The sequence below is a fragment of the Mucilaginibacter sp. PAMB04274 genome (genome assembly GCF_039634385.2).
Lineage (GTDB): Bacteria > Bacteroidota > Bacteroidia > Sphingobacteriales > Sphingobacteriaceae > Mucilaginibacter.
This window is the reverse complement of the sequence record NZ_CP155081.2, coordinates 5,017,300-5,029,679: the sequence shown is the minus strand read 5'-3', so window position 1 is coordinate 5,029,679 and position 12,380 is coordinate 5,017,300. Positions and strand designations below refer to the sequence as shown.

The following is a 12,380-nucleotide window of genomic DNA, read 5'->3' as shown; positions in this document are numbered from 1 at the left end:
ATTTGCTTAGAGTTAAAAGGTTAGCGCTTAACACAAAAATGTTTTAGGTTATATTATCAGTTTTTAAAGTAACCAGCGTTATTATTTATTTAAATGGGTACCATAACCAAATAAATCTAATTGAATATAAATGGAAAACAAATCTGAACAAACCTCCAAAAAGAATTCGAACGTCATATATTTTCTGATTGTAGTGGTTGTTGCTTTACTCGGCACGGATGTTTACCTGTACTTGCAGAAAAAGAAAGATGTTGCCCGTGTGGTTACGCAAAGCGATGATGAGAAGCATCGTTTGCAAACGGAGCTAGATAGCTTGGAAGCACAGATCGAAGAAGTAAACACAGGCAAAGCCAAATTATCGGCCGAGTTACAGGCACGTAATGATTCGTTGCAGGCTAAAATTGTGGTTTTAAGAAGAGCTTTAGCTAAAGGGCAGTTATCTGTTGCTGAATTAAGGACGGCTCAGGAAGATATCAAACAACTGCGCTATTTTGTAACTAAGTACACTGCAGATATAGAGGAGCTCAAACAACAAAACGCATCGTTAGCTACTGAGCGCGATACATTAAAGAGCCAGGTAGCTACCGTATCGCAAAAAGCTACTACGCTCGAACAACAAAACCAGGAACTGAGCACCAAGGTTAAAGTGGCATCGGCACTTAAATTGGGTGGGGCGCAGGTTACTGCTTATAAAGTTAAAGGCAGTGGTAAAGAAGTGGATGTAAACAGGGCTGGTCCGGCTAAAAAAATAAAAGTGAACTTTAATATTGCCGGTAACCCGGTAGCCGAAAAAGGCTTACATGATATTTTTATGCGTGTTATTGACCCGGCAGGCAACCTGATAGTAATGACAGACAGCGGCGTGTTTACGGCTGATGGTCAGGAACTGCAGTTTACCTATAAAACCGCTATCGATTTTAAGGATGACGGCACTACTTACACGCTCGATTGGGTGAACCCTGAAAAGTTTGTTAAAGGTACTTACACAGTGTTCCTGTATTCGGATGGTTACACTATGGGCAAAACTGAGTTTTATTTGAAATAGAAAATAAAGTTTATAATAAACAAAAACCCCGGTTGCTATACAGCCGGGGTTTTTGTTTTTAGCCAATTGCTGATTTTTAATCTCGTATGTATATCGTTACATTAACGCTATACAGATTAAATAGTCAATCATTACGTTTGTCTTATATATTGAATTGAATAGCCCTGATGAAAAAACTAAGCCTTATAATTGCGGTATTGATCACTGCCCATTCCTTTGCGCAAACCAAGCAAACGGTTACTAAGTCCGCAGTTAATTACGAGATCAAAAACCTGGGTATAAAAACTACCGGTAAGCTGGGCGGTTTGCAGGCCGATATTATATTTGATAAAGCCAACTTAGCCACCAGCACTATCGAAGCAACGATTGATGTCAATACCATCGACTCGGATAATGCCATGCGCGATAACCACCTCAAGGCCGAAGATTACTTTGATGTAGAGCATTATCCTAAGATTGTAATGAAGTCTACCGCCTTTAAACATAGAGGGGGTAACAACTTTGTCGGAAACTTTAATATGACCATAAAAGGCAAAACAAAACCTGTAGAAGTGCCATTTACCTATATAGAAAGTGCCAACGCGGGGCTGTTTAAAGGCAGCTTTAAAATTAACCGACACGATTTTGGCGTGGGCGGTAAAAGCATGGTGCTGGCCGACGAGGCCACTGTTGATCTCGTAGTAGAGACCAGCAAATAACAAAGTTTTATGGGTAGTTGTATTAGTTCAATCGGAACTGCGAATCCGGCTAACAAGGTTGCGCAGCACGATTCTTATGAGTTTATGGTTGATGTGTTTGGCTTGCCCGAAGAGCAGGCCGCGCGTCTTAAAGCTATTTACGATCATTCGGGCATTCAATACCGCTATTCGGTAGTTGACGATTTTGGCGCAGACAGGGCCGATTACACCTTTTTTGAGCCTACGCCCGATCTTGAACCTTTTGTAACTACCAATAAACGGCTGTTATACTACCAGGAGAAAGCCATTCATATTGCGCTGAAAGCCGCACAGAATTGCCTGAGCGACTATGAAGGCATAACCAGCCAGATTACTAACCTGATTACGGTTAGCTGTACCGGTATGTATGCCCCCGGAATCGATATTGATCTGGTTGAAAAATTGGGCCTTCCTCATTCTACCGAGCGAACTTGCATTAATTTTATGGGTTGCTATGGTGCAATTAATGCGCTTAAGGTGGCCGATTATATTTGCCGGGCTAACCCGCAGGCAAAGGTGCTTATTGTAAGTGTGGAGCTGTGTTCGCTGCATTTTCAAAAAGTGAACACTATTAATAACTGGGTAGCCAACTCCCTTTTTGCCGACGGCGCCGGCGCTGTACTGGTCGAAAACACAGCCACCAAGATAAACGCTAAGCCAGCGTTGGAGCTGCTGGGCTTTTATGCCGAAATTATACCGGATAGCCAAAACGAAATGGGTTGGCTTATTGGAAATACCGGCTTTGAGATGACACTTACCACCAAGGTGCCTAAAGAAATACTAAAAAATATAAAAGGCCTTGCCGGCCGTTTGCTCGGCAAGGCTGGCTTGTGTTTTGAGCAGGTGGGTAAGTTTGCTATTCATCCGGGTGGCCGTAAAATATTGGAGGCTATTGAACAAGGCCTGGAAATATCCCATGAGGCTAACGCATACGCTTATGAGGTGCTAAATAATTACGGCAACATGTCATCAGCAACCATTTTGTTTGTACTGCAAAGGCTAATGCAGGATGATGAAGCTGTTGGTCATAACGTGCTGAGTTTTGGTTTTGGCCCGGGGTTAACTGTTGAAGGCATGGTGCTTAAACTTCACTAAACCATGGCCGATGTGATTATTGCAGGTGGCGGATTAGCCGGGCTGTTTAACGCTTTGATGCTAAACCGGGCCGGCTTGCAAGTCACCTTAATCGAAAAAAAGCAATATCCCTTTCACCGCGTATGCGGAGAATATATCTCCAACGAAATACTGCCGCTTTTGGAGCACCTGGGAATTGATGTTCATAGTCTTGGTGCATCACGAATTAACCGTTTAGAGGTCACTGCTACATCAGGCGCAAAACTCAAACAGCAATTAGACCTGGGAGGCTTTGGCATAAGCCGTTATTTGTTAGATAACTATTTGTATGAGATGTGTGCTGCTGAAGGCGTTAAGTTCTTACTCGGAACCCGCGTTAACGATATCAGGTTTATGCAAAATCTTTTCGAGGTTGAATTACCGGATAGTGTCTTGCATTCGCCATTGGTGATTGGTGCTTTTGGTAAACGGTCGAGCCTTGATAACAAGCTTAGCAGGCCTTTTTTTCATCGGCGTAGCCCTTATGTAGGCATTAAGCAGCATGCGCGTATTGATTTCCCTACCGATTTGATACAGCTTAACAGCTTCAGGAACGGCTACTGTGGCGTATCCAAAATAGAGGGTGATCGTTACTGTGTTTGCTCATTAGCACATAGGGATGATTTGCGGAGGCTGGGCAGTTTGGAAGCCTTGCAAGAAAAGGTTATTAACCAAAACCCCTATCAAAAAGCAATTTTTAATAGTGCCGAATGGCTGATGGATAAGCCCGAAGTGATCAACGAAATATCTTTTGAAAAAAAGCAACCTGTTGAAAAGCATATACTCATGAGTGGCGATACGGCCGGTATGATTGCCCCTCTGTGCGGTAACGGAATGACCATGGCTATCCATTCTGCAAAAATATTAAGCAATATCATTGTTCTGCATTATAAAGGCGAGCAAACATTTAGCTTGCAGCAAAGGGCAGTATTGGAGCAAGCATATACCTTAAGTTGGAACCAGCATTTTGCCCGGCGGTTATGGGTAGGCAGGCAGCTGCAAAGCCTGTTTGGTAGTAATATTTTAATGCATGCCGCTATTGAAACCTTAAAGCATTTGCCTAATGTAACCAACTGGATGGTTAAACAAACCCACGGAAGGAGCATTTATGGTTAACCTGCGCAAACGCATTACCGGCGTTGATGAAATTATGGACGATTTTGCCCTGCCAGCCACAGAGCTCGACCCGGTACTGAAAGGCTTGGGCAATTTAAATGCCTGGTTTGGCGGTCATAAAACGTTAATTAAGGCTTTACAGCAGTTTCCTGTACAGGCAGGGAATCACCTGAGCGATTGGGGATGCGGCGGCGGCGACGCACTAAAAGCTATTGCGGCCTGGGCAAAAAAACAACAGTTACCGTTGCATTTAACCGGTGTAGATGCAGCACCTGCCGCTATTGCCTTTGCCGAAAAGGAAACGGCTGCATACAACAATATAAATTACCTGCAAACAGAGGTGATGAGCAACGAGCTAACAGAAAACCAGTTCGATGTAGTGGTATCGAGCTTGTTTACCCATCATTTTGAAGATGATGCCTGGATAGCCCTTGTTAAAAAGATGCTGAGTTGTGCACGGCGGGGCATTGTTATTACCGATTTGCATCGGCACTGGTTATTATATTATTCCTTAAAGGCCATATTTGCCTTCATCATACCCAACCCCATGATGCGGCATGATGGTCCGCTATCGGTTAAAAGAAGTTTTAAAAAGCAAGAGTTGGTGCAACTGCTGGCAAAGGCAGGCATAACGCATTATAAAATTAGCTGGAAGTGGGCTTTCCGCTGGCAGGTAATCATTTATAAAGCCTAACTTTGTTATATGAAACTCAGTGTACTGGTATTCATCAACGCGTTAGCGGTGGCCATCGCCCTGTCGGTAGTTAACTTCTACTTTCAGCATAAGTGGTATGATGTAACCCTAACCTTTGCCATAAGCTTTGTAACCAGCTATATGGTTTTCTATTACCTTATTGAGAAGTACCTGTACTCCAAAATTAAGCTCATTTACAAGCTTATCCATAATCTTAAGTTAGGGCGCGACTTACGTGACGCCTTAGGCGAATCGACCAGTACAGATCCTATTGGCGACGTGGAAAAGGAAGTAAAAGCCTGGGCACGTGAAAAAAAGACAGAAATTGAGCAGCTACGCAGTCAGGAAAAATTCAGGCGGGAGTTTCTGTCCAACATATCGCACGAGTTTAAAACCCCGCTGTTTGCTATACAAGGTTATATCGAAGCTATACTGGATGATGAAGTAGAAGACCGGGATATGGCCTTACAGTTTTTAAACAAAGCTCAGCGTAATGTTGACCGGCTGAGTTACTTGATTAAAGACCTGGATGAGATTTCCAAGTTAGAATCTGGCGAGATACCCATCAATTATGCCAAGTTTAAAATTAACGACCTGATTAAGGAGGTGTTTGAGCAGCTGGACTTGAAAGCGAAGCAGCACGACATTAAACTGGTATTTAAACAAAAGTATGACGAGCCCTACCTGGTAACTGCCGACCGTGATAAGATTTGTCAGGTACTCATCAATTTAATAGACAATTCGTTTAAATATGGCAAGCGTGGCGGCAGTACCTCGGTAAGTCTTTTTGATTTGCACGACCAGATTCTTGTTGAAGTTACGGATGATGGTGCGGGTATAGATGAAAAACACTTAACACGCTTATTTGAACGCTTTTACCGTATTGATAGCAGCCGTTCACGCGAAGTGGGGGGATCGGGCTTAGGCTTGGCTATTGTTAAGCATATCATCGAAGCGCACCAGCAAACTATTAATGTGCGCAGCACGGTGGGGGTGGGATCCACCTTCGGATTTACGCTGCAAAAGGTAAAACAGTCACCTTTTCAGGTAATACCGGTTTTAAAGAGTTAACACTAATTTAACATTGCAAAGTTACCTTTGCCAAAACTATTGAAACGAAGATGTCATTGAACAGCATATTCCAGTATTTTGTCCCAAAGGATAAAAAAGTGTTTTTCCCCCTATTTGAACAGGCCGCTACCAATGTTATAGACATGGCAACTATTTTGGTTGAGGCGGTAAATAGCAAGGATGGCGAACACCGTATTGATCTATTTAAACAGATTGATAAGCTAGAGAACAAAGGTGATGAGCTGACTCACCAGATATACCTGGAACTGGGTAAAAACTTCATTACGCCTTTTGACCGTGAAGATATTCACGCATTGGCTACTGCTATTGATGATGTGGCCGATTATATACAAGGCTCTGCAAACCGTATGATGTTATATAACATTGAGGAGTATACGGAGCCTATCTGCAAATTATCTGACCTGATACTACAGGGCAGTGTTGACCTGGAGAAAGCCGTACGCGAGTTAAAAGATTTAAAGAATGTACGCGCCATAGCCGATTCCTGTATCCGCATCAACAGTGTGGAAAACCAGGCCGATTATGTGTTTGACCGCGCTGTAGCCGATTTGTTTTTATACGAGAAAGACCCACTCAGACTCATCAAATACAAAGAGATTTTGGCTGCGCTTGAAACGGCAACCGATATGTGCGAGGATGCAGCCAATGTAATGGAATCGATATTAGTTAAAAACGCTTAATTGTTTTAACCCTTACTGCATGGTTACCTCTTTACTTGTTGTTGTTGTTTGCCTGGCGCTAATCTTCGACTTTATCAATGGCTTTCATGATGCGGCAAACTCTATTGCTACCGTAGTATCAACCAAAGTATTAACGCCGTTTCAGGCGGTGTTGTGGGCTGCGGCTTTTAACTTTCTAGCCTTCTTTTTAATTAAAGATCATAAAGTAGCCAATACCGTGGCTAAAACCGTTCACGAACAGTTTATTACCATGCATGTAGTTATGGCCGGCCTTATTGCCGCTATCGCCTGGAACTTAGTTACCTGGTGGTTCGGTATCCCGTCCAGTTCATCGCATACGCTAATAGGTGGCTTTGCAGGTGCCGGTATAACTAATGCGATGTTTATGGGGTCAAATCCTTTAGCAGCTATCAATACGCATTACGTAACTCAAATTATCGCTTATATTGTACTGGCTCCTTTCATAGGCTTAATCATTGCTTATATTATTACCATAATTATTCTGCACCTGTTCAAAAATTCCAGGCCTGCTGTAGCAGAGCGTTGGTTTAAGGCGGTGCAGCTTATATCATCGGCTGCATTAAGTTTCGCACATGGTGGTAATGATGCACAAAAGGTAATGGGTATAATCTACGTTGCTTTAGTTGCTTCAAACGTAATTACCAACGGCCAAACCATGCCCGACTGGATTCCGTTAGCATGTTACACCGCTATTGCTGCAGGTACTATGAGTGGCGGTTGGAAAATTGTTAAAACCATGGGTAGTAAAATTACTAAAGTTACTCCGCTCGAAGGTGTAAGTGCAGAAACGGCTGGTGCAATTACCCTTTTCATGACCGAACGTTTGGGTATTCCGGTTTCAACTACGCATACTATCACCGGTTCCATTATTGGTGTAGGCTTAACCAAAAGAGTATCGGCTGTGCGCTGGGGCGTAACTATCAATTTGCTTTGGGCTTGGGTAATTACTATTCCAATATCTGCTATTGTTGCTGCGGCTATATTTACAATAATGCATTTCTTATAGCAAGTAAACTTTCGGGCCGTAGCTTTGTCATACCTTTACTTATGAGAAAGATACTAACTTTTGCGCCGTTACTGTTCGTTTTTTCGGTAACCAGCAGCTGCGATACTTTAAATGCGGCAGTAAACAATGCTGGCGGGGGAATATATAACCCAGCTCAAACCGCCACCACCCCAAGCACGCTCGAAATGATAAGCGGCCTTAAACAGGCCCTCGAGGTTGGTACTGATAAAAGCGCCAGCCAGCTATCTGCCGTTAATGGATTTTTCGGCAATGCAGCTATTAAACTGCTTTTTCCTCCTGAGGCACAAAAGGCCGAAAATACTCTACGTAAGCTGGGTTTTAACAAGCTTTGCGATGATGTGGTACTGTCACTTAACCGTGCGGCTGAAGATGCTGCAGGCAAGGCCAAGCCTATTTTTGTGTCGGCTATTAAACAAATGACCATACAGGATGTAACCAATATATTGCTGGGCGGCAGTAAAGATGCCGCAACACAATACTTTAAGCGCGTTACTACCAGCCAGCTAACGGCCGAGTTTCAGCCGGTTATTCACAATAGCTTATCTAAAGTAGGTGCCACCCGTTATTATAGTCAACTGGCCACAACTTATAACAAGATTCCATTAACCTTTAATAAGCTTAATCCTGATTTGGATAGCTATGTCACTCAAAAGGCTATCGACGGTTTGTTCTATCGTATAGCCTTAGAAGAACTGAGTATACGCACTAACTTATCAGCCCGCACCACCCCATTGTTGCAAAAGGTATTTGGCTATGTGCAAAGGAAGACAAGCTAATTGAGATTTAAAGTAGATATAAAAAAGGCCTTCATTTTAACGAATGAAGGCCTTTTTATCGAGGGTACGCCCGCATAGTCCGTGTCGGGTCGGTAGGTTTTTATCTTTTACACTTCTTGAAATTAGTAATTCATAGCTAAGCTGCTAAACTGTGCTACTTGTTGATTTAAGAAATTAACCCAAGCTGTTTGTTGTTTGCGGTTTTGCATGTGCTGGGTGTCATCGTCATAATCTTCGTTCATCTGGCGGTATTTGTCGTCAATACGTTTAAAGATAGCATTGGCCTGACGTTGATAATCGCCTGTATAGCGGTTTTGTGTTAACTCCCTTATCATTTCCTGTTGCATAAGGTAGGCAATTTGGTAATGGCCCTGTTCGTGCCGTAAAACCTCGGCCATCATATCGGGCGTTGTAATCATTCGGCGGTTAATCCACGAGCGGTCGCGGTTGAGGCTCAACTTCACATCAAAAGTAAGGTGGTAATTGCTACGGTAATTGCGCACATCATAGTTCATGGTTACGTTGCAGCTGGTGTGTGCTACATAAAAACCGCTTCCTGTTGGCACCATGCCTGTAAAATCATTGGGGGTTAATTGCCGGTAAGGCTGCGCCATTGCCACACTGCAACCTAGCAGTAAAAGCATTAATGCACCCATCCATCGCACATATCGTTGCTTCATTAATCAGGAGTATTTTTTTGATTTTGACTCTTTGTACGAAAGATGGTTTATTGAGGTTAGGAAATTTGTATACAGGATAGTGTTCGTCCTATGTTTATGCTTCGATTGAGGCAAGTGGTCATCAACTCAGTCTGTCTGCAATTGATGGATGCTGTTATCTCATCTTGAAATAAATTAACCCGAACTTAGCGGTTGCAATTTCATGAAAATCGATAAACTAAATCCAGTAGATAAGTACAGCCGCTGCAGCGGATGAGCGGGCTAGGTAAGTTCATCAGCACCACCCTAACTTAAAACTGCATGACCTCCAATTGATGCCATAACAGAAGTTTGCAAGATTTTGTATCAAACAAATATTTCAGATCTACTTTTTCGCATCCACATTCAAAGTATGCATTGCCATCATTTCTTTCATGGTGCGTTGCATGTTGTCGGCCGAGCCATCCAGGAAAATGACGTTACCGTCAGAATTTTCAGAAAAATGCTTGATAGCTTCGGTCCACATAGTGAACAGGATTACCGAGGTGTCCATATTGGCCTGGTGCATTTCTTTGGCAGCTACGCTCATACCTTTAGCCACCTCCTCGCGGAATAGCGCTACACCCTGGCCACGCAATTGCGATGCCTGGCGTTCGGCTTCGGCGGCAATCTTAATAGCATTACCCTCGGCTTCTGCAGCTTTGGTTTTCGTAATCAGCAAAGCCTGGCCTTCATTTTCAGCAGCGGCTTTCAGGTTATTAGAGGCCACTACCTGGCTCATCGATTTCATGATCACCTCATCAAACGTAATATCGTTTAACTGTAGGTCTTGCAGGTGGTAGCCCCAACCTTCCAGTATATTATCAATCTGTTCCTTTACATGCTCTACAATCTCTCTCCGTAGTATAAGTACATCGCTTTGGCGCTTGGTAGCCACATAAGCACGTATAGAACCTTCTACGGTGCGTACCAGGGCTTGCATTAGATTGCGCTCGTCAATAAATTTAAATGCTACGGCTTTGATAGCTTCTTCGCTCTGGTCAAAAACCGAGTACAGAATCATGGCCTTAAAATAAACATTGGCCTGATCAACCGTTACGGCCTGAAATTCCAGCTCTACCGAGCGGTTTTGAATGGAGATACGGGCATATAAAACCTCAATTAAAGGTATTTTAAAGTTTAGCCCCGGCAGTAGTATACGGCGGTATTTGCCAAAAATGGTAACCACGCCAACAGTGCCTTGCTTAATGGTTACAAATGATGTGAACGCAATAACCAATAAAATAAATACAATAATCCAAACGGCAATCATAAAATGGTGTTATAAGTCAATAAATATAATCGAATAACCATAAGTATCACTCAATCAAACAAAATAATTACTATGAATTTAAAACGTACATTTGGCGCTATACTTACCGTGCTAGGTATAGCCGGATTAATTTATACCGGTATCCAGGTAATCAATCATTCGGGTAATGTTACTACATCTGTTGTAGTAGGCATTATTTCAATCTTATTCTTTTTTTCGGGCATAGGCCTGGTAAAAAATACCAAAGATACCGACTAAACAAAAAAGCTCCCGCTTTTAGGGCGGGAGCTTTATAATGTATATATATTAATTATTCTGAGGGGCATCTGCTAATAACCGGCCGCCTTTATAATAGTAGCGGGTCCAGTAAGGGTCTGCAAGATAACTGATCATTACACCTTTGCTTGATGAAGCGTGGGCAAATTTGCCATTGCCAATATAAACACCAACATGTGTAATAGCGCGGCTGTGAATTTTAAAGAAAATCAAATCTCCTTCTTTTAAATCCTCTTTACCAACCGGGTTTACCATACTGAAGATGTTACGGCTATTGTTGCCAATAGCGGTGTTAAACACCTTAGTATACAGTTGGTAAGCAAAACCTGAGCAATCAATGCCGCGTTTGGTATCACCACCTAAATGGTAAGGGGTACCAATCCAGTCGTATACAAATTGAAAAAGTTTTACGTTAGATGTAGCAGACATCGCTACGCCCATGATTTGAGAAAAGTAATCCTTTGCTAAACTCTTATCTTCCTCGGTCTCTGTCTCTCCTTGATTTGGAACACTTTTTGTTTGTGCTTGTGCACTCAAAATACTCAAAAACAGGGCAATAGCTAGGAACAATTTCTTCATCTAATCAACAGTTTTTGGCGTTATCTTAGTTACTTGTTTATTAAAATGGACACTGGTGTCTATTGTTGAATACAAAGCTATATAAAAATTTCAATTAACCAAATACTGAAAAATATTTTTTTAAGAATTAATAATGCCTAACCCATGATTAAGTTGGCACGGTATGGGGTGGGTGTAAAGTAAAATATTTTTAACAAATGCGTTCCAAAATCGATTTTTTTCAAGGATATAATTAGATTTGCGCATCCCAAAAACAGAAATTGATTCTTTAATAAATGAGTTCAATCGAAATAACTAAAGACACCTACCTGATGTGGTATGAGCTTATGCTCCTGATGCGTAAGTTTGAAGAAAAGACAGGACAATTATACGGACAGCAAAAAATCAGAGGATTTTGTCATTTATATATTGGACAAGAAGCTGTTTTGGCTGGAGCTGTATCGGCTTTACGTCATGAGGACAGTATGATTACTACTTACCGTGATCACGCACATGCTTTAGCTAAAGGTACATCACCTGGTGCTATCATGGCCGAAATGTATGGTAAGGCTACAGGTATATCTAAAGGTAAAGGCGGTTCAATGCACATGTTCGACAAAGCCAATCACTTTTATGGTGGGCATGGTATTGTGGGCGGTCAGATTCCGTTGGGTGCCGGTATTGCATTTGCCGAAATGTACAAAGGAACCGAGTTTGTTAACGTTTGCTACATGGGTGATGGCGCTGTACGCCAGGGTGCCTTGGGCGAAACCTTCAACATGGCTGCCCTTTGGAAATTGCCGGTTATTTTTGTTTGTGAAAACAATGGTTATGCCATGGGTACATCAGTAGCCCGTTCTACCGCCGATGTTGATATTTATAAATTAGGTTTGCCTTACGGTATCCCTTCATCAGCTGTTGATGGTATGGACCCGGTTGCTGTACATAACGCAATGGACGAGGCTGCACAACGTGCACGTGCCGGCGAAGGACCAACTTTCCTGGAGATGCGTACTTACCGTTACAAAGGTCACTCCATGTCCGATCCACAAAAGTATCGTACTAAAGAAGAGGTAGAAAGCTATAAAGCTAAAGACCCTATTGAGATAGTAAAACAAGCTATTGAGAAAAACGGCTACGCCGACGAAAAATGGTTTGAAGAGATTGCTGCTAAAATAAAAGCACAGGTTGACGAAGCTGTACAGTTTGCCGAAGAGTCGCCATGGCCTGAGGCTTCTGAACTGTACACTGATGTATACGTTCAAAGTGACTATCCGTACATCCGCGACTAACTT

General features: G+C 42.5%; 14 protein-coding genes. 11 read left to right on the top strand and 3 right to left on the bottom strand.

What is annotated here, in order from left to right; all coding sequences use genetic code 11:
• Positions 1-130: 130 nt before the first annotated feature.
• From ABDD95_RS21665 to ABDD95_RS21625, 9 genes are all read left to right on the top strand, one after another.
• On the top strand, positions 131-1,045 hold the full coding sequence (locus ABDD95_RS21665; RefSeq protein ID WP_345949448.1) for a hypothetical protein: 915 nt from the start codon (positions 131-133) through the stop codon (positions 1,043-1,045).
• A gap of 167 nt (positions 1,046-1,212) precedes the next feature.
• Positions 1,213-1,743 (top strand): YceI family protein, encoded by a 531-nt coding sequence (locus tag ABDD95_RS21660; protein ID WP_345949447.1) that lies wholly within the window; start codon positions 1,213-1,215, stop codon positions 1,741-1,743.
• A gap of 9 nt (positions 1,744-1,752) precedes the next feature.
• Positions 1,753-2,856 carry a type III polyketide synthase gene (locus ABDD95_RS21655; RefSeq protein ID WP_345949446.1) on the top strand — a complete coding sequence of 368 codons (1,104 nt, stop codon included), beginning with the start codon at positions 1,753-1,755 and terminating at the stop codon, positions 2,854-2,856.
• Positions 2,857-2,859: 3 nt separating this feature from the next.
• Positions 2,860-3,990 (top strand): FAD-dependent monooxygenase, encoded by a 1,131-nt coding sequence (locus ABDD95_RS21650; protein WP_345949445.1) that lies wholly within the window; start codon positions 2,860-2,862, stop codon positions 3,988-3,990.
• A complete protein-coding gene (locus ABDD95_RS21645) occupies positions 3,983-4,684 on the top strand; it encodes a methyltransferase domain-containing protein (RefSeq protein WP_345949444.1) in 702 nt (233 codons plus the stop codon). Before ABDD95_RS21650 ends, ABDD95_RS21645 begins: the two co-directional genes overlap by 8 nt.
• 9 nt (positions 4,685-4,693) lie before the next feature.
• Complete coding sequence (locus tag ABDD95_RS21640) at positions 4,694-5,755, top strand: ATP-binding protein (protein ID WP_345949443.1); 1,062 nt, start codon at positions 4,694-4,696, stop codon at positions 5,753-5,755.
• A 50-nt stretch (positions 5,756-5,805) separates the two neighbouring features.
• Positions 5,806-6,456, top strand: a complete 651-nt coding sequence (locus tag ABDD95_RS21635; RefSeq protein ID WP_345949442.1) for a DUF47 family protein — start codon at positions 5,806-5,808, stop codon at positions 6,454-6,456.
• A 19-nt stretch (positions 6,457-6,475) separates the two neighbouring features.
• Positions 6,476-7,483, top strand: coding sequence for an inorganic phosphate transporter (locus ABDD95_RS21630; RefSeq protein WP_345949441.1), 1,008 nt, complete (start codon positions 6,476-6,478; stop codon positions 7,481-7,483).
• A gap of 41 nt (positions 7,484-7,524) precedes the next feature.
• Complete coding sequence (locus tag ABDD95_RS21625; RefSeq protein ID WP_345949440.1) at positions 7,525-8,280, top strand: DUF4197 domain-containing protein; 756 nt, start codon at positions 7,525-7,527, stop codon at positions 8,278-8,280.
• 122 nt (positions 8,281-8,402) lie between these two features.
• Here the strand turns inward: ABDD95_RS21625 and ABDD95_RS21620 are convergent, their stop codons facing one another.
• Together ABDD95_RS21620 and ABDD95_RS21615 are read right to left on the bottom strand one after the other, a co-directional pair.
• Positions 8,403-8,960, bottom strand: coding sequence for a DUF922 domain-containing protein (locus ABDD95_RS21620; RefSeq protein ID WP_345949439.1), 558 nt, complete (start codon positions 8,958-8,960; stop codon positions 8,403-8,405).
• 364 nt (positions 8,961-9,324) lie between these two features.
• The gene (locus ABDD95_RS21615; RefSeq protein WP_345949438.1) at positions 9,325-10,251 is read right to left on the bottom strand and encodes an SPFH domain-containing protein; all 927 of its coding nucleotides are present in this window, start codon (positions 10,249-10,251) and stop codon (positions 9,325-9,327) included.
• 72 nt (positions 10,252-10,323) lie between these two features.
• Here ABDD95_RS21615 and ABDD95_RS21610 point away from each other — a divergent pair, with 72 nt between their 5' ends.
• Complete coding sequence (locus ABDD95_RS21610) at positions 10,324-10,509, top strand: hypothetical protein (RefSeq protein WP_345949437.1); 186 nt, start codon at positions 10,324-10,326, stop codon at positions 10,507-10,509.
• A gap of 48 nt (positions 10,510-10,557) precedes the next feature.
• On the opposite strand, the gene ABDD95_RS21605 is transcribed toward ABDD95_RS21610, so the two are convergent.
• Positions 10,558-11,106: an NlpC/P60 family protein gene (locus ABDD95_RS21605; protein ID WP_345949436.1), complete on the bottom strand. Its 549-nt coding sequence runs from the start codon at positions 11,104-11,106 to the stop codon at positions 10,558-10,560.
• A gap of 275 nt (positions 11,107-11,381) precedes the next feature.
• On the opposite strand from ABDD95_RS21605, the gene pdhA reads away from it, so the two are divergent.
• A complete protein-coding gene (gene pdhA, locus ABDD95_RS21600) occupies positions 11,382-12,377 on the top strand; it encodes a pyruvate dehydrogenase (acetyl-transferring) E1 component subunit alpha (RefSeq protein ID WP_345949435.1) in 996 nt (331 codons plus the stop codon).
• The last annotated feature ends 3 nt before the right edge of the window (positions 12,378-12,380 follow it).

Bases quoted from the DNA above. Each gene is read 5' to 3' on its own strand.
- ABDD95_RS21650 (WP_345949445.1), top strand. From the start codon at position 2,860: ATGGCCGATGTGATTATTGCAGGTGGCGGATTAGCCGGGCTGTTTAAC.
- ABDD95_RS21645 (WP_345949444.1), top strand. From the start codon at position 3,983: ATGGTTAACCTGCGCAAACGCATTACCGGCGTTGATGAAATTATGGAC.
- ABDD95_RS21660 (WP_345949447.1), top strand. From the start codon at position 1,213: ATGAAAAAACTAAGCCTTATAATTGCGGTATTGATCACTGCCCATTCC.
- ABDD95_RS21615 (WP_345949438.1), bottom strand. From the start codon at position 10,251: ATGATTGCCGTTTGGATTATTGTATTTATTTTATTGGTTATTGCGTTC.
- ABDD95_RS21665 (WP_345949448.1), top strand. From the start codon at position 131: ATGGAAAACAAATCTGAACAAACCTCCAAAAAGAATTCGAACGTCATA.
- ABDD95_RS21630 (WP_345949441.1), top strand. From the start codon at position 6,476: ATGGTTACCTCTTTACTTGTTGTTGTTGTTTGCCTGGCGCTAATCTTC.
- ABDD95_RS21610 (WP_345949437.1), top strand. From the start codon at position 10,324: ATGAATTTAAAACGTACATTTGGCGCTATACTTACCGTGCTAGGTATA.
- ABDD95_RS21625 (WP_345949440.1), top strand. From the start codon at position 7,525: ATGAGAAAGATACTAACTTTTGCGCCGTTACTGTTCGTTTTTTCGGTA.
- ABDD95_RS21620 (WP_345949439.1), bottom strand. From the start codon at position 8,960: ATGAAGCAACGATATGTGCGATGGATGGGTGCATTAATGCTTTTACTG.
- ABDD95_RS21640 (WP_345949443.1), top strand. From the start codon at position 4,694: ATGAAACTCAGTGTACTGGTATTCATCAACGCGTTAGCGGTGGCCATC.
- pdhA (WP_345949435.1), top strand. From the start codon at position 11,382: ATGAGTTCAATCGAAATAACTAAAGACACCTACCTGATGTGGTATGAG.
- ABDD95_RS21605 (WP_345949436.1), bottom strand. From the start codon at position 11,106: ATGAAGAAATTGTTCCTAGCTATTGCCCTGTTTTTGAGTATTTTGAGT.
- ABDD95_RS21655 (WP_345949446.1), top strand. From the start codon at position 1,753: ATGGGTAGTTGTATTAGTTCAATCGGAACTGCGAATCCGGCTAACAAG.
- ABDD95_RS21635 (WP_345949442.1), top strand. From the start codon at position 5,806: ATGTCATTGAACAGCATATTCCAGTATTTTGTCCCAAAGGATAAAAAA.